Genomic DNA, 15,618 nt, shown 5'->3' on the forward strand with positions numbered 1-15,618 from the left:
AGCTCATGGCTACCGAAGTCAAAGTCCCCACTTTGGGTGAATCCGTTACCGAAGCAACCGTCGGCCAGTGGCTCAAGAAGCCCGGCGACGCCGTGAAGGCCGACGAGCCTATCGTCAGTCTTGAAACCGACAAGGTCGCGGTCGACGTGCCCGCGCCGGCCGCCGGCACGCTGGGCGACATCGTCGCCAAGGAAGGCGATACGGTCGAGGTCGGCGCGCTGCTGGCCTATGTCAACGAGGGCGCGGCCGCTGCGGCAGCGCCTGCCGCTGCTCCGGCCCCCGCCGCCAAGGCGGAAGCCGCCACGCCGGCCCCGGCCGCTTCGGCCCCCGCCGATGAGGATGAGGGCGGCAACCTGACCCTGTCGCCCGCCGTGCGCCGTCTGGTGCTGGAACATGGCCTTGATCCGAGCAAGATCAAGGGCACGGGCAAGGACGGTCGCCTGACCAAGGACGACGTCGTGGCCGCCGCCGCCGCCGGTACCGCCAAGGCCGCCGCTGCTGCGCCTGCCGCCGCGCCCGCCGCTGCTGCGCCTGCCGCTGGCCCCAGCCGCGCGCAGGAACGCGTCAAGATGACCCGCCTGCGCCAGACCGTCGCCAAGCGGCTCAAGGAAGCGCAGAACAACGCCGCGCTGCTGACCACCTATAACGACGTCGACATGACCAACGTCATCGAGGCGCGCGCCAAGTACAAGGACCTGTTCGAGAAGAAGCATGGCGTCCGCCTGGGCTTCATGGGCTTCTTCACCAAGGCTGTCTGCATGGCGCTGCGCGATATTCCGGGCGTCAACGCGCAGATCGAGGGCGACGAGATCGTCTATAACGACTTCGCTGACATCTCGGTCGCCGTGTCGGCCCCGAACGGACTGGTCGTGCCGGTGATCCGCAATGCCGAGAGCCTGAGTGTGGCCGAGATCGAGAAGACGATCGGCAGCTTCGGCAAGAAGGCCAAGGAAGGCACGCTGACCATGGAGGACATGAAGGGCGGCACCTTCACCATCTCCAATGGCGGCGTGTTCGGTTCGCTGCTGTCGAGCCCGATCATCAACCCGCCGCAGTCAGCGGTGCTGGGCCTCCACCGCATCGAGGATCGCCCGGTCGTCCGCGACGGCCAGATCGTCATCCGCCCGATGATGTATCTGGCGCTCAGCTATGACCATCGCCTGATCGACGGTCGCGAGGCAGTGACCTTCCTCGTCGCGGTGAAGAACGCGATCGAGGACCCGACCCGCCTGCTGATCGACCTGTAAAGATGTGACCCGTGCTCCTGCGGAAGCAGGAGCCCAGGGTGTAGACGCGCTACGCGAGCCGGCTATGTCTATCTTCTGGCCAGCAGGCGCAACGGCACCCTATATCTGGGTGTCACCAGCGATCTGGCGGCCAGGGCATATCAACATCGCAAAGGCTTGATTGACGGCTTCACCAAGGACCATGATTGTAAGCTTTTGGTCTGGTTTGAGGCATATGACGATCTGCAGGAAGCGCGACATTGCGAACTGCGGATGAAGAAATGGAAACGCGCCTGGAAGATCGAGCTGATCGAACGCGATAATCCACAATGGCGGATTTGTTCGAAACGCTGTTCTGACGACGCCCTGGGCTCCCGCTTTCGCGGGAGCACGGCAATGGAGTGAGAAATGGCAGACTTCGATTATGATGTTCTGGTGATTGGCGCCGGTCCCGGTGGTTATGTCGCGGCGATCCGCGCGGCTCAGCTCGGCCTCAAGACCGCCTGCGCCGAAAGCCGCGAGACGCTGGGCGGCACCTGCCTCAATGTCGGTTGCATTCCGTCCAAGGCGCTGCTGCACGCTTCGGAACTGTATGAGGAAGCCGCCAATGGCGCGCTCGCCAAGCTGGGCGTGAAGATCGACAAGATGAGCCTCGATCTCGACACCATGCAGGGCCAGCGCAAGGAAGCGGTGAAGGGCCTGACCGGCGGCATCGAATATCTGTTCAAGAAGAACAAGGTCGACTGGTTGAAGGGTCTGGCGACCTTCGCCGGCGCCAACACCGTTGAAGTCGCGGGCAAGACGGTGACGGCGAAGAACATCGTCATCGCCACCGGCTCGTCGGTCACGCCGCTTCCGGGCGTTGCGGTCGACAATGCGGGGGGCAGGATCGTCGATTCGACCGGCGCGCTGGAGCTGGACAAGGTTCCCGGCCATCTGGTCGTCGTTGGCGGCGGGGTCATCGGGCTGGAACTGGGTTCCGTATGGCGTCGCGTCGGTGCGAAGGTCACGGTGGTCGAGTTCCTCGACCAGATCCTGCCCGGCATGGACGGCGAAGTCCGCAAGGAAGCCAACAAGATCTTCAAGAAGCAGGGCTTCGAATATAAGCTCGGCACCAAGGTCACGGGCGCGGAAGTCGGCAAGAAGGGCGTGACCCTGACCGTCGAGCCGGCCGCCGGCGGCGAGGCGGAGAAGATCGAGGCCGATGTGGTGCTGGTGTCGATCGGCCGTCGTCCGAACACGGAGGGGCTGGGTCTCGACAAGATCGGTCTGGAACTCAATGCCCGTGGCCAGATCGAGACCGATCATGACTTCGCGACCAAGGTTCCCGGCGTCTGGGCCATTGGCGATGTCATCCCCGGCCCGATGCTCGCGCACAAGGCCGAGGATGAAGGCATTGCCGTTGCCGAGAATATCGCGGGCCTGACCGGGATCGTGAACCATGACGTGATCCCGTCGGTGGTCTATACCAAGCCGGAGATCGCTGGCGTGGGCCTGACGGAAGAGGCCGCCAAGGAAAAGGGCGCGATCAAGGTCGGCAAATTCCCGATGCTGGCGAACAGCCGCGCCAAGACCAACCATGAGCCCGATGGCTTCGTGAAGATCATTGCCGATGCGGAAACCGACAAGGTGCTGGGCGTCTGGATCATCGCGACGGTTGCGGGCACGATGATCGCGCAGGCGGCGCAGGCGATGGAGTTCGGCGCTTCGAGCGAGGACATTGCCTATACCTGCCACGCGCATCCGACGCATAGCGAGGCGATCAAGGAAGCGGCCATGGCCGTGACGGGCAAGCCGATCCACATCTGATCGCGTCCCGCCCTTGGGAAAGAATGAGAAGGCCGTCCTTCGGGGCGGCCTTTTTCATGGCCTATTGACGATTGGAGCATTGCGTGGAGCTTGCCCCGATTGCGTTGAGGCATGCCCATTCTCGCGAAGGCAGGAATGCCGTTCCCAGGTCGTGCAGGGAGCGGAGCAAATTCTATCCGCTCTGGGCCCGGGACCTTGGACCGTCGGCGCGCTTGTCAGGCACGGCAAGCGCCCGCCGCACGCAGACCCGGTTGCGGCCATGCGTCTTCGCTTCATAGAGCGCCGCATCCGCCCGCGCGATGGCATCGTGGATCGCGGCATCGCCGGATTGGACGGCCGACAATCCGAAACTGGCGGTAAGGGGGCGCGAAAGGCCAAGCTGGCGAGCGACCTCCTGCGCGATGCTCTCCCGAATGTCATTGGCGACCGTGGCTGCCCGGGCCGCGTCGGCATCGGGGAGGAACAATATGAATTCCTCCCCGCCGAAGCGCGCCGTGATGGCCTCGGCAGGCGCGAATTGCACCAATATCCGCGCCAGTGTGACGATCACGCGATCGCCCAGCGCATGGCCATGGGCATCGTTGATCGACTTGAAATGGTCGATGTCGCAGACGATCAGGCTGCCCTGCGTCGGCAGTTTCCGCGCCCTCTGGCCGATGGCATCGTCGAATCCCCGGCGGTTGAGCAGGCCGGAGAGGGGGTCATGCAGCGCGTCGCGCTGATAGCGGGCGAGAAGGTCGAGCATGTTCGCCGCAAGCGCGGCCAGAGCCAGGAACAGGCCAAGGACGCAGGCGAGCGCCTGCATCAGGAAGGCATAGTCGCTGCTCAGGAAACTGCCCCCCGACAGGGTAAGGGGCACGGTGCTGCCGCGTATCAGATTGTCCAGCGCGACCAGCGTCGCCGCGCCGAACAATGTGCGGTCCGACCAGTTGTCGAGGCGATCCCTGCCGGCGATCAGCGGCAGGCCGATCAGCAGGAAGCAGCCGAAATCGGACGCAGCCAGTTCGAAGGGCAGATTGTCCAGCATGAGGGAAACGGCGCACAGCATCACGGACAGCGCCCAGATCGCGATCCGCACCCGCAGCAGCCAGTTGGGCCGCCATCGTTCCAGCAAAGCCTGGCTGAACAGCAGGAAGCCGCTGGCGAACAGCAGGTCCGCCAGGAAGCCCCAGAGGGGCGTCGGCACAAGGGCGAATCCCGCCGGCACGGCAAAACCGCCCGCGACGCAGAAGAAGGCGGCGCTCCAATATCCCGCGGCGCGCACCCGCAGGGTCCAGACAAAGGCGAAAACCACGCCGAAGCTCGCCATCATGACGGGCAGGAAGAAGGCGAAATTCTCTCCCACGCTGCGTGCCTGTTCCTTACTATCGGTCGAAAGTCATGCGCGAGCCGGCGCGTCGTCCGTGTCGGGAGACCGGTAAAAGCCGATCCTTAACAAATACTTCCGGATCGGATGAGATGTTCATCCAATTTGGATGAAGATGCGATGAGCGGGTCAGAAGCGGGGACGACGCTTGTCGCGGAAGGCCTGCACGCCCTCCTGAAAGTCGGGCAGGGTGAAGGCGTCCCGGAACATGGCCAGCGTTTCCGCGTCGTCGTCCGCCTGTCCATCCAGGATGCGGCGGACGATCGCCTTGGAAGAACGGATCGAATGCTGGGCATTGGCGGCCATGCGCCGAGCCAGTTCCACTGCTGCCTCCAGCGGGGCGGGGGCGATCTGGTCGATCAGGCTGATGGCGAGCGCATCCTCCGCATCATGGAGGGCGGCGGTGAACAGGATGCGCTTGGCCCGCGCCGGCCCCACCAGATCCACCAGCAGCCTGGTGTCGAACAGCGAATAGACGATCCCGAGCTTGGCCGGCGTGATGCCCAGCCTGGCGGAGGGGGAGGCGATCCGCAGATCGCAGGCGATGGCCATGCCGCATCCGCCGCCGATCGCGTCCCCGTCTATGGCCGCGATCACCGGTTTTTCGGCATGGGCCAGGGCATATTGGGTGGCGCGGATCGCCGCCTGATTGGCGACGCGCCAATCCTCCTCGCCCGAATGACGCGCGAATTCGTGGATGTCCGCACCCGCGCAGAACAGGCCCGGTGCAGCCGATGTCAGGATCAGCACGCGGATCGCCTCGTCCGCCATCGCTTCCTGCACCAGTTGGGGCAATCGCTCCCACATCTCCTGGTTCATGGCGTTGTGCTGCCGGGGGCGGTCGATCAGCAGCGTGGCGACGGCGCCATCGCGTTCCAGGCGGAGGGTCATGCCGGCCAGCCTTCGAGCAGCGGCACCAGCTCGTCAAAATGGTGGATGACGGCGTCGGCCTCCAGCGCCTCGACCGGCCCGTCGAGAAAGCCGAAGCTGACGGCGATGCTGGGGATGCCCGCATTGCGCGCCCCGGCGATGTCGTTGATCGTGTCGCCCAGGAAGATCGTCCGTCCGCCGCCCGCGCGCTCGATCATGGCGTGGATCGGCGCCGGGTCGGGCTTTGCGATGCCGACCGTGTCGCCGCCGACGACGCTGGCGAAACGGTCCGACAGGCCGATCTGGTGCAGCAGGGGAATGGTGAAGCGCTCCGCCTTGTTGGTGCAGATGGCGAGCTTCACGCCCGCCTCCTCCAGCGCATCCATCGCCGCGATCAGGCCGGGATAGGGCAGCGAATGGATCGCCAGATTCTGCTCATAATAGTCCAGCAGGATCGGCAGCATCCTTTCCAGCATGGCGTCGTCATAGCCGCCCGAGGCGTCCAGCGCGCGCTGAAGCATCACCTTCGCCCCCTTGCCGACAAAGGGATGGATCGCCTCGACCGGAAAGGGCGGCCGCCCGTCGGTGGCGATGGCGTAGTTGACCGCCGACGCCAGGTCGCCGCTGGTATCGAGCAGGGTGCCGTCAAGGTCGAAGCCGACAATGTCGAAGGGAATGGAAACCATGCCCGGCTCATGCCGCCTGGGTGGTGGCAAAGGCAAGTCAAACATGGCAGAGAGCGCTCAGATTCTTGGCCCTTTCGTGAAGGATGCCCCCGTGACCTCCAGCCGCTCCCCCGCTCGCCCCTTGGCCGTGATCATCCTTGCCGCCGGGCAGGGCACGCGCATGAAGTCGGCCAGACACAAGGTTCTGCACCCGATTGCGGGGCGGCCGATGCTTCTCCATCTGCTCGCCAGCGTGGCGGAGTTGCAGCCCGAGCGGCAGGTCGTGGTGGTCGGCGCTGGGCGCGAACAGGTGGAAAGGGCGGTGGAGGGCAGCGGCGCCGTCATCGCCGTGCAGGAACAGCAGCTGGGCACCGGCCATGCCGTGGCGCAGGCGCATGACGCGCTGGCCGGTTTCGCGGGCGACATATTGATCCTCTATGGCGACGTGCCGCTGGTGCGCGCCGAAACGCTGCGCAGCATGCTGGACCGCCTGAACTGGGGCGACGAGCCGCGCGCCGTGGTGCTGGGCTTCCGGCCGGAAGATGCCGCCGCCTATGGCCGGATCATCGCCCGGGACCAGGGCGTGATCGAGAAGATGGTCGAATATAAGGACGCCAATGCGGAGGAGCGGGCGGTGACGCTCTGCAATTCCGGGCTGATGGCGGTGCGGTCGACCGATCTTTTCGTGCTGCTCGACAAGATCGGCAACGACAATGCGGCGGGCGAATATTATCTGCCCGACATCGTCATGCTGCCCGGCGCCCAGAGCGCGGTGATCGAGGCGGAGGCCTGGGAAGTGGCGGGCGTCAACAGCCGCGCCGAACTGGCGGGGGTGGAGGCCGTCTGGCAGGACCGCCGCCGGGCCGAGGCGATGCGGGAGGGCGCGACGCTGATCGCGCCGGAAACGGTGTTCTTCGCGCATGACACGCTGTTGGGCCGCGATGTGGTGATCGAGCCGCATGTCGTCTTCGGTCCGGGCGTCAGCGTGGCGGACGATGCGACGATCCACGCCTTTTCCCATCTGGAGGGCGCGGCGGTCGGCAGGGGCGCGGAAATCGGCCCCTATGCCCGGCTGCGTCCCGGCGCGAAGATCGGCGTCAAGGCCAAGGTCGGCAATTTCGTCGAGGTGAAGAAGGCCGAACTGGGTGAGGGCGCCAAGGCCAATCACCTGTCCTATATCGGGGACGCCAGCGTGGGCGCGGGCGCGAATATCGGCGCGGGCACCATCACCTGCAATTATGACGGCTTCTTCAAATATCGGACCGAAATCGGTGCGGGCACCTTCATTGGCTCCAACAGCGCGCTGGTCGCGCCGGTGAAGATAGGCGACGGCGCGATCGTGGCGGCCGGCAGCGTCGTGACCCAGCCGGTAGAGGCCGACGCGCTGTGCCTCGTCCGGCCGAAGCAGGAGGCGAAGCCCGGCTGGGCGGCCCGCTTCCGGGCGCGGATGCAGGCGCGCAAAGCCGCCAAGTGACGGGTCTTCTGCGAAGGCGGCGCTGGCTTGCGGCGCTGCTGCTCATCCTTCTGGCCGTGCCGGGCGGGGCGGTCTGGCTCTACGCCAATGCGCGGGCCATGCCGGTCGTGCGGCGGTTGGACGTCGCGCTGCCCTTTCCGGCGGATGCGCCGCGCGGCCCGGTGACGGTGGCGCTGCTGACCGACAGCCATTTGTCCGGTCCCGATAACAGTCCGGAGCGGATGGCGCGGATCGTCGCTCTGGTGAACGGCCTCAGGCCCGAGCTGATCGTGCTGGGCGGCGACTATATCGGGGACGACAAGGGCGGTGCGACCTATGATCCGGCGCAGAGCATCGCCCCCTTCTCCGCCTTGCGCGCCCCGCTGGGGGTGGTGGCGGTGCTGGGCAATCACGATGCGCGCAAGCATACGGGGATCAGCCGCCGGCAATGGGGCGATCTGTTCGGCCGGATCGGCATCCGCCTGCTCGACAATCAGGCGGTGCGGCGGGGACCGCTTGCCATTGGCGGACTGCGCGACATTTATACCGGGCGGCCCGATATTCCCGGGACGCTGGCGGCCATGCAGGCGCTGGGCGGCGCGCCGCTGATGCTGTCGCACGGGCCGGACGCCTTTCCGCTGCTGCCCGACCGGGCGATGCTGACGCTGGTCGGGCATACCCATTGCGGGCAGGTGGCCTTGCCCTTTGCGGGCATCGTCTATGTGCCCTCGCGCTATGGCACCCGCTATGCCTGCGGGGTGTATCGGGAAGGGCGGCGGATCATGGTGGTGTCCGCGGGGCTCGGCACCAGCGGCCTGCCGATCCGGATGCTGGCGCCCCCCGATGTCTGGCTGATTACAATTCATCCACGATGATGCGGTACCCCTGTCGCCCGCCGCATGATCGTGGCATAGGCGGCGTAAGCATAGAGTTTTCACGGCTTTGGGACTGACTATCCATGTGCGGTATCATCGGAATCATCGGCAAGGACGACGTGGCGGGACGGCTGGTGGAGGGCCTCAGGCGCCTGGAATATCGCGGCTATGACAGCGCGGGCGTCGCCACCGTCCATGACGGGCGGATCGACCGCCGCCGGGCCGAGGGGAAGCTCGCCAACCTGGTGAAGGAACTGGACGCCGCGCCCCTGCCGGGCACCACCGGCATCGCCCACACCCGCTGGGCCACCCATGGCGCGCCGACGACCAGCAACGCCCATCCCCACGCCACGAAGGAAGTGGCGCTCGTCCACAACGGCATCATCGAGAATTTCAAGCCGCTGCGCGAGGAACTGATGGCGCGGGGCCGCACCTTCGACAGCCAGACCGACACGGAGGTCGTCGCCCATCTGGTGAGCGAGCTGGTGGAGCAGGGTGCATCCCCGAAGGACGCGGTGGCGCAGGTGCTGCCTCGCCTGCACGGCGCCTTTGCGCTGGCGATCCTGTTCCGCAGCCATCCGGAAATCCTCATCGGCGCGCGCCTGGGTTCGCCGCTGGTGGTGGGCTATGGTGAGGGAGAGACCTATCTCGGCTCCGACGCGCTGGCGCTGGCCCCGCTGACCCAGCGCATCGCCTATCTGGAGGAAGGCGACTGGGTCGTCATCACCCGCGACGGCGCGGAGATTTTCGACAAGGACAACAACCCCGTCGAACGCCCCGTCACCATCAGCGGCGTGACCGGCGAACTGATCTCCAAGGGCAATCACCGCCACTATATGCTCAAGGAGATTTACGAGCAGCCGGTGGTCGTGGCCCAGACCCTGCGTTCCTATCTGCGCCGGATGGAGGATCAGGTATCGCTGCCGATCCCCGATTTCGACCTGGGGACCATCCGCCGCGTCACCATCGTCGCCTGCGGCACCAGCTATTATGCGGGCATGGTCGCCAAATATTGGTTCGAGCAATTCGCCCGCGTGCCTGTCGACATCGATGTGGCGAGCGAGTTCCGCTACCGCGCCCCGGTGATGGAGGAGGGCGGCCTGATGATCGTCATCAGCCAGTCGGGCGAGACCGCCGATACGCTCGCCGCGCTCCGCCATGCGCGGGCCGAAGGGCAGAAGATCGCTGCCGTCGTCAACGTGCCGACCAGCACCATGGCGCGGGAGGCGGACCTGCTGCTGCCCACCAATGCCGGGCCGGAAATCGGCGTCGCCTCGACCAAGGCCTTCACCTGCCAGTTGGCGGTGCTGGCGGCGTTCGCGGCCAATCTCGCCCGCGCCAAGGGGCGGCTGGACGCGAAGGCGGAGAAGGAACTGGTCCGCCACCTGTCCGAAGCGCCCGCCGCGCTCAACGGGGCGCTGGCCTATGATGAATCGATAGAGGCGATGGCGCATCTGATCGCGGGAGCCCGCGACGTGCTCTATCTGGGGCGCGGGCCGGACTATCCGCTGGCGCTGGAAGGGGCGCTGAAGCTCAAGGAAATCAGCTATATCCATGCCGAGGGCTATGCCGCGGGCGAGATGAAGCATGGTCCCATCGCCTTGATCGACGACAAGGTGCCGGTGATCGTGCTGGCGCCCAGCGGGCCGCTGTTCGAAAAGACCGTCAGCAACATGCAGGAAGTGCAGGCGCGCGGCGGGAAGGTGGTGCTGATCTCCGACTATGACGGGGTGCAGGCGGCGGGCGAAGGCTGCATGGCGACGATCACCATGCCCAAGGTGCATCCGCTGATCGCGCCGATGGTCTATGCCGTGCCGGTGCAGTTACTGGCCTATCATGTCGCCGTCGCCAAGGGCACGGACGTCGACCAGCCAAGGAACCTCGCCAAGTCCGTCACCGTCGAGTGATAGATGGCTGGCGAGTGATTCACTGGCGAGTGAAGCGGTAGCGGTCCCGGATGCGGCGGTTGAAATAGCCGCCCTTGGACGTGGCGGCGCGCATGCCTTCCGCGACGTCCACAGGGACATCATGATAGCTGTAGCGCCGCCCGCTGACGAACTGCACGTCCAGCCGGCGCTGGGCGGCGTCATAGTCGAAGCGGGCGATGGCGGTCGACGGCATGCGGATGACAATGATCCGCGACGGGGGAGGTTGCGTGTCGGCGGGCGCCAGCCGTTGCCGGCCGAACCGGGCCGCTCTATCCTCTCGGGAATGATCGAGACGGAAAGACTGCGCCTTCGCCCCTACACGCTCGCTGATTTCGCGCCCTATTGCGCCATGTGGTCGGACATGGACCTGATGCGGCATATCGGCGGCGTAGCTCCTTCGCCGGAAGACGCCTGGAACCGCATCCTGCGTTATGAGGGGCACTGGTCCCTTCTGGGCTACGGCATTTTCGCGGTGATCGAAAAGGCCAGCGGCCGCTATGTCGGAGAGACCGGGCTGGCGGATTTCCATCGGGGCCTTGGCGATGATTTCGACAAGGCGGGGGAAGCGGCCTGGATTTTCTCATCCGAGGTACATGGCCGCGGCTACGCGTTCGAGGCCGCCCGCGCCGCGCACGACTGGTATGCGCGGCGCAAGGACGCCGGCCGAACCGTCTGCCTCATCGATCCCGCCAACGAATCATCGCTCAGGCTTGCGGCCAGGTTGGGTTATGCGCCGTTCAGGGAGGCGGTCTACAAGGGGCGGACGGCGGTCATGCTCGAAAGATCGTCCGCATAGAGGCGACCGGCGGAGAAGCTCAGCCGCCACCCGGCGCATTGTGCCCGCCCGCCGGCACCGGTCCGCCGCTCGGCGCATGGCTGTGGTCGGGATTGCTGTCCCAGTCGATATGATAGAGGTCGAACCGCCGGTCGCGCAGGTTGCGGACCGTACCCTCCGCCCGCGCCCAGCTCAGGTCCGCCAGGTTCACGTCGGCCATGGTCAGCGTCTCGACATTCTCCGTCGATTCCGCCGCGATCCCGTCCCGCGCAAAGGGCAGGTCGCAGGGCGTCAGGATCGCGCTCTGCGCATATTGAATGTCCATATTGTCGACGTTCGGCAGGTTGCCGACATTGCCCGACATGACGACATAGCATTGGTTCTCGATGGCGCGGGCCTGCGCGCAATAGCGCACGCGCATATAGCCCAGCCGCGAGTCGGTGCAGAAGGGGACGAAGATGATCCGCGCGCCCTGGTCCACCAGCCGCCGCGCCAGTTCCGGAAATTCGCTGTCATAGCAGATGAGCACGCCGATCGGCCCGCAGTCGGTCTGGATCACGTCCAGCGAGTCCCCGCCCTTGATGTTCCACCAGAAGGCTTCGTTGGGCGTGGGGTGGATCTTCTCCTGCGTGTGCAGCGAACCGTCGCGCAGGGCGACATAGGCGATATTCTGGATGTCGCCATCCTCTGCCCGCGTCGGGTGGGAGCCGCCGATGATGTTGATATTATATTCCAGCGCCATCCGCTCCAGTTCGCGGGTCAGGCGCGGGGTGTAGCCGGTCAGCCTGTCGATGGCCTCGATCGGAGTGAGCTTCTTGGTTTCGTAGGAGAGCAGCGGCAGGGTGAACAGTTCGGGAAAAACGATGAAGTCGGAACGGTAGTCGGCGGCGACATCGACGAAATATTCGATATTGCGGATGAACTCTTCGAAGTCCTTCACCGCGCGGGCCTGCAACTGACAGGTGGCTAGGCGGACGCTTTCCACGCCGCGCGGCACCCGCATTTCGGGCGCTTCGTCGGGGTCGACATAGGGGTTGCGCCATACCAGATGGGCGGCGTGTCCGTCGGACTGCCTGTCTTCGGGCAGGTAGTTTTCGAGGACGCCCAGCGGCTCGAACTGGTTCTTGAGCTGGAAGCTGATCACCTGATCGCGCAGCTTGCCGTGCACGACCTTGTCCAGATAATCCGCCGGGCCATCGACGCGCCGCTTAGCGCGGGCATAGCCCGGCATGCGCCCCGCGATGACGATGCCGTGCAGGTCCAGTTCCTCGGCCAGCTCCTTGCGCTCGTCATAGAGGCGCTGGCCGATGCGCAGGCCGCGCAGCTTGGGGTCGACGGCCATTTCATAGCCGTACAGCCACTCGCCCGCCGCGCTGTGCCGCGTGCCGAAGCCGTTCGCCGTGATCTCCTCCCAGTCATGATGGGAAAAGGCCATCGCCTTGCTGACCCGCATGGTCGCGCAATAGCCGACGACCTTATTGTCGTAGAGCGCGACGAAGCAGCCATTGGGGAAATTGTTGATCTGCCCGCGCAGGGTGGCGAGCGAATAATTGGGCATGCCGGGATAGACCCGGGCGATCAGTCGCTGGATGCCGCGTACATCGGAAGGAACGGCGGCCCGGACCTCCAGGCGTTTCTTGGCTGTCGTCGTCATCGCTGATCTCCTGCCATGGAAAAGGCGGCGCCGATACACGGCGCCGCCTCGTTCCGTTTCCGTATTGAACCGCGGAAGGGCGGATCAGTTCCGTCCGATTATTGCCACTTGCCCATGGCTTCTTCCAGGTTCACGCGGATCGCCTCGAAGAACTGCTCGGTGGTCATCCACGCCTGTTCCGGACCGATCAGCAGGGCGAGATCCTTGGTCATCGCGCCGCCCTCGACCGTTTCGATGCAGACCTTTTCCAGCGTTTCCGCGAACTTGGTGACTTCCGGCGTTTCGTCGAACTTGCCGCGATAGGAAAGGCCCTGGGTCCAGGCGAAGATCGAGGCGATCGGATTGGTCGAGGTCGCCTTGCCCTGTTGATGCTGGCGATAGTGGCGGGTGACGGTGCCGTGCGCGGCTTCGGCCTCGACGGTCTTGCCGTCGGGCGACAGCAGCACGGAGGTCATGAGACCCAGCGAGCCGAACCCCTGCGCCACGGTGTCCGACTGGACGTCGCCATCGTAATTCTTGCAGGCCCAGACGAACTTGCCGCTCCACTTGAGGGCGGAGGCGACCATGTCGTCGATCAGGCGATGTTCGTAGACGGCGCCCACCTTCTTGAACTCGTCGGCGAATTCATTGTCGAACACTTCCTGGAACAGGTCCTTGAAGCGGCCGTCATAGGCCTTGAGAATGGTGTTCTTGGTCGAGAGGTACAGCGGCCAGCCGCGGCCCAGCGCGTAGTTCATGCTGGCGCGGGCGAAATCGCGGATCGAGTCGTCCAGATTGTACATGCCCATGGCGACGCCGGAGCTGGGGAAGTTGAAGACGTCCTTCTCGATCTTCTCGCCATTGGCGCCGTCCCACACCATGCGCAGCTTGCCGGGGCCGGGGACGAGGAAGTCGGTGGCGCGATACTGGTCGCCGAAGGCGTGGCGGCCGATGACGATGGGGTCGGTCCAGCCGGGGACCAGACGCGGCACGTTGCGGATGACGATGGGTTCGCGGAACACCACGCCGCCCAGGATGTTGCGGATCGTGCCGTTGGGCGACTTCCACATTTCCTTCAGGCCGAATTCCTCGACGCGGGCTTCGTCCGGGGTGATGGTGGCGCACTTCACGCCGACGCCATGTTCCTTGATCGCGTTGGCGGAATCGATGGTGATCTGGTCGTTGGTCTCGTCGCGCTTCTCGACGCCCAGATCGTAATATTTAAGATCGATGTCCAGATAGGGGAGAATCAGGCGCTCACGGATCCACTGCCATATGATCCGCGTCATTTCATCGCCATCGATCTCCACGACGGGGTTTTTCACCTTGATCTTAGCCATAGCGCCTGTTCGCCTTCTCGTTCGGGTGGAATTTGCGACCGCCCTAGGCAAAGCGACGGCAATGTTCAACCGTCCAATGCCCTTTGCAGGATTGGAACATTTCATGGCTCCTGCGACGGTATCGGACGTTGTCACTGCAAGTGTCTGTCCTTAAAGACGGTGCCCATGGAAAATGACGAACTGACGGTCGCACTGGGCGGCAATGTGAAATGGCGCTTCCCCTCCGTGCATCCGGAGGGCGTGAAATTCGGCCTGATCGCGGCGGCCATCACCGCGCTGCTGTTCCTGGTCGGCTGGGAAATCCTCGGCTGGCTGATGGTGATGGTGACCGTCTGGGTGCTGGCGTTCTTCCGCGATCCGGTGCGCGCGGTGCCGCAGGATGAGCGGGCCATCGTCGCCCCCGCCGATGGGCTGGTGACGCTGATCCAGCGGGTGCCGCCCCCCCGCGAGATGGCAGGGGCGGATGGGCTGGGCGACCAGCCCATGATCCGCGTGTCGATCTTCATGAGCGTGTTCGACGTCCACATCAACCGCACGCCGATCGGCGGGACGGTGAAGTCGGTGGTCTATATTTCGGGCAAGTTCCTGAACGCCGATCTCGACAAGGCGAGCGAGGATAATGAGCGCCAGCATATATTGGTGGAGCGGCATGACGGCGTGCGCATCGGCTTCACCCAGATCGCCGGATTGGTGGCGCGGCGGATCGTGCCCTTCGTGAAGCCGGGCGACATGGTCGCGGCCGGACAGCGCATCGGCCTCATCCGTTTCGGCAGCCGGGTCGACGTCTATCTGCCCGCCGGCACCGCGCCGCGCGTGGTGCTGGGGCAGCGCACCGTCGCGGGTGAGACGATCCTGGGCCAGATCGGTGACATGCGCGTGATTTCGGGGATTCAGCAATAATGCGGCAGCGGCGCGCCATCCCGCGCGGATTGCGCCGGGGGATCACCCTGCGGATGGTGGCGCCCAACGCCGTGACCGCAATGGCCCTGTGCTTCGGCCTGACCGGCGTGCGCTACGGCATATCGGGCGAGTGGGAGAGGGCGGTGCTCTCCATCCTCATCGCCGGGGTGCTGGATGGGCTGGACGGGCGCATCGCGCGGTTGTTGCGGGGGGAGAGTCGTTTCGGGGCCGAACTCGACTCCTTGTCGGACTCCATTGCCTTTGGCGTGGCGCCGGCGCTGGTGCTCTATCTCTGGTCGCTGAACGCCATGCCGAAATTCGGCTGGATTTTCGCGCTCGCCCATGCGCTGTCCTGCGCGCTGCGGCTGGCGCGGTTCAATGCGAATATCGACGCCGATGTTCAGCCGCACAAATCCGCCGGTTTCCTGACCGGCGTGCCGGCTCCGGCAGGTGCGGGGCTGGCCTTCGTGCCGCTCTATCTCTGGCTGGTGACGGGCGAGCCGCTTTTTCGGGAATGGTATGTCGTGGCGCCCTGGACCGCCTTCACGGCTTTCCTGATGATCTCCAACATCGCGACCTATAGCTGGTCGGCGCTGCGCCTGCGCAAACGCATCCGGCTGGAGGCGATCGCGCTGGCGGGCCTGCTGGCGGCGCTGCTGATCACCGATCCTTGGCTGACGCTGCTGGTGTTGTGCGCCTTCTACCTTGCGCTCATCCCCTTCGGCATGATGTCCTATGCCAAGGTGCGCCGCCAGCGGGCGGGCGAGGAAGCGTAATC

14 protein-coding genes and 1 pseudogene are annotated in these 15,618 nt (G+C 65.2%); 9 read left to right on the forward strand and 6 right to left on the reverse strand.

Annotated elements, in window-relative coordinates:
* Window positions 1-5 precede the first annotated feature (5 nt).
* From odhB to lpdA, 3 genes and pseudogenes are all read left to right on the forward strand, one after another.
* On the forward strand, window positions 6-1,247 hold the full coding sequence (odhB, locus tag EGM87_RS01375) for a 2-oxoglutarate dehydrogenase complex dihydrolipoyllysine-residue succinyltransferase (protein WP_137709255.1): 1,242 nt from the start codon (window positions 6-8) through the stop codon (window positions 1,245-1,247).
* A gap of 75 nt (window positions 1,248-1,322) precedes the next feature.
* Window positions 1,323-1,585: pseudogene (locus EGM87_RS01380) on the forward strand (GIY-YIG nuclease family protein).
* A gap of 49 nt (window positions 1,586-1,634) precedes the next feature.
* A complete protein-coding gene (gene lpdA / locus EGM87_RS01385; protein WP_137709253.1) occupies window positions 1,635-3,035 on the forward strand; it encodes a dihydrolipoyl dehydrogenase in 1,401 nt (466 codons plus the stop codon).
* A 172-nt stretch (window positions 3,036-3,207) separates the two neighbouring features.
* Here lpdA and EGM87_RS01390 read toward each other — a convergent pair whose 3' ends face one another.
* From EGM87_RS01390 to EGM87_RS01400, 3 genes are all read right to left on the reverse strand, one after another.
* On the reverse strand, window positions 3,208-4,380 hold the full coding sequence (locus EGM87_RS01390; RefSeq protein ID WP_137709252.1) for a GGDEF domain-containing protein: 1,173 nt from the start codon (window positions 4,378-4,380) through the stop codon (window positions 3,208-3,210).
* A 150-nt stretch (window positions 4,381-4,530) separates the two neighbouring features.
* A complete protein-coding gene (locus tag EGM87_RS01395; RefSeq protein WP_137709251.1) occupies window positions 4,531-5,292 on the reverse strand; it encodes an enoyl-CoA hydratase/isomerase family protein in 762 nt (253 codons plus the stop codon).
* Complete coding sequence (locus EGM87_RS01400) at window positions 5,289-5,957, reverse strand: HAD family hydrolase (protein WP_171009976.1); 669 nt, start codon at window positions 5,955-5,957, stop codon at window positions 5,289-5,291. Before EGM87_RS01400 ends, EGM87_RS01395 begins: the two co-directional genes overlap by 4 nt.
* Window positions 5,958-6,117: 160 nt before the next feature.
* On the opposite strand from EGM87_RS01400, the gene glmU reads away from it, so the two are divergent.
* From glmU to glmS, 3 genes are all read left to right on the forward strand, one after another.
* On the forward strand, window positions 6,118-7,410 hold the full coding sequence (gene glmU, locus EGM87_RS01405; protein WP_244309789.1) for a bifunctional UDP-N-acetylglucosamine diphosphorylase/glucosamine-1-phosphate N-acetyltransferase GlmU: 1,293 nt from the start codon (window positions 6,118-6,120) through the stop codon (window positions 7,408-7,410).
* Window positions 7,407-8,264: a metallophosphoesterase gene (locus EGM87_RS01410; protein WP_137709249.1), complete on the forward strand. Its 858-nt coding sequence runs from the start codon at window positions 7,407-7,409 to the stop codon at window positions 8,262-8,264. The genes glmU and EGM87_RS01410 overlap by 4 nt, the downstream gene beginning before the upstream one ends.
* A gap of 83 nt (window positions 8,265-8,347) precedes the next feature.
* Window positions 8,348-10,171: a glutamine--fructose-6-phosphate transaminase (isomerizing) gene (gene glmS / locus EGM87_RS01415; protein ID WP_137709248.1), complete on the forward strand. Its 1,824-nt coding sequence runs from the start codon at window positions 8,348-8,350 to the stop codon at window positions 10,169-10,171.
* 19 nt (window positions 10,172-10,190) lie between these two features.
* On the opposite strand, the gene EGM87_RS01420 is transcribed toward glmS, so the two are convergent.
* Window positions 10,191-10,385, reverse strand: coding sequence for a KTSC domain-containing protein (locus tag EGM87_RS01420; RefSeq protein ID WP_137709247.1), 195 nt, complete (start codon window positions 10,383-10,385; stop codon window positions 10,191-10,193).
* A 54-nt stretch (window positions 10,386-10,439) separates the two neighbouring features.
* Between EGM87_RS01420 and EGM87_RS01425 the strand changes: the two genes are divergently transcribed.
* A complete protein-coding gene (locus EGM87_RS01425; protein WP_253719108.1) occupies window positions 10,440-10,988 on the forward strand; it encodes a GNAT family N-acetyltransferase in 549 nt (182 codons plus the stop codon).
* Between the two features lie 19 nt (window positions 10,989-11,007).
* Here EGM87_RS01425 and EGM87_RS01430 read toward each other — a convergent pair whose 3' ends face one another.
* Together EGM87_RS01430 and EGM87_RS01435 are read right to left on the reverse strand one after the other, a co-directional pair.
* On the reverse strand, window positions 11,008-12,621 hold the full coding sequence (locus tag EGM87_RS01430; RefSeq protein ID WP_065846816.1) for a bifunctional GNAT family N-acetyltransferase/carbon-nitrogen hydrolase family protein: 1,614 nt from the start codon (window positions 12,619-12,621) through the stop codon (window positions 11,008-11,010).
* A 98-nt stretch (window positions 12,622-12,719) separates the two neighbouring features.
* Entirely contained in the window at window positions 12,720-13,940 is a 1,221-nt protein-coding gene (locus tag EGM87_RS01435; RefSeq protein ID WP_025547848.1) for an NADP-dependent isocitrate dehydrogenase, read from the reverse strand.
* A 165-nt stretch (window positions 13,941-14,105) separates the two neighbouring features.
* On the opposite strand from EGM87_RS01435, the gene EGM87_RS01440 reads away from it, so the two are divergent.
* Both EGM87_RS01440 and EGM87_RS01445 read left to right on the forward strand, forming a co-directional pair.
* On the forward strand, window positions 14,106-14,840 hold the full coding sequence (locus tag EGM87_RS01440; RefSeq protein WP_137709245.1) for a phosphatidylserine decarboxylase: 735 nt from the start codon (window positions 14,106-14,108) through the stop codon (window positions 14,838-14,840).
* Window positions 14,840-15,616, forward strand: a complete 777-nt coding sequence (locus EGM87_RS01445) for a CDP-alcohol phosphatidyltransferase family protein (RefSeq protein ID WP_025547851.1) — start codon at window positions 14,840-14,842, stop codon at window positions 15,614-15,616. Before EGM87_RS01440 ends, EGM87_RS01445 begins: the two co-directional genes overlap by 1 nt.
* Window positions 15,617-15,618 lie beyond the last annotated feature (2 nt).

It is taken from the genome of Sphingobium sp. RSMS, from assembly GCF_005406185.4.
Classification (GTDB): Bacteria; Pseudomonadota; Alphaproteobacteria; order Sphingomonadales; family Sphingomonadaceae; genus Sphingobium; species Sphingobium fuliginis.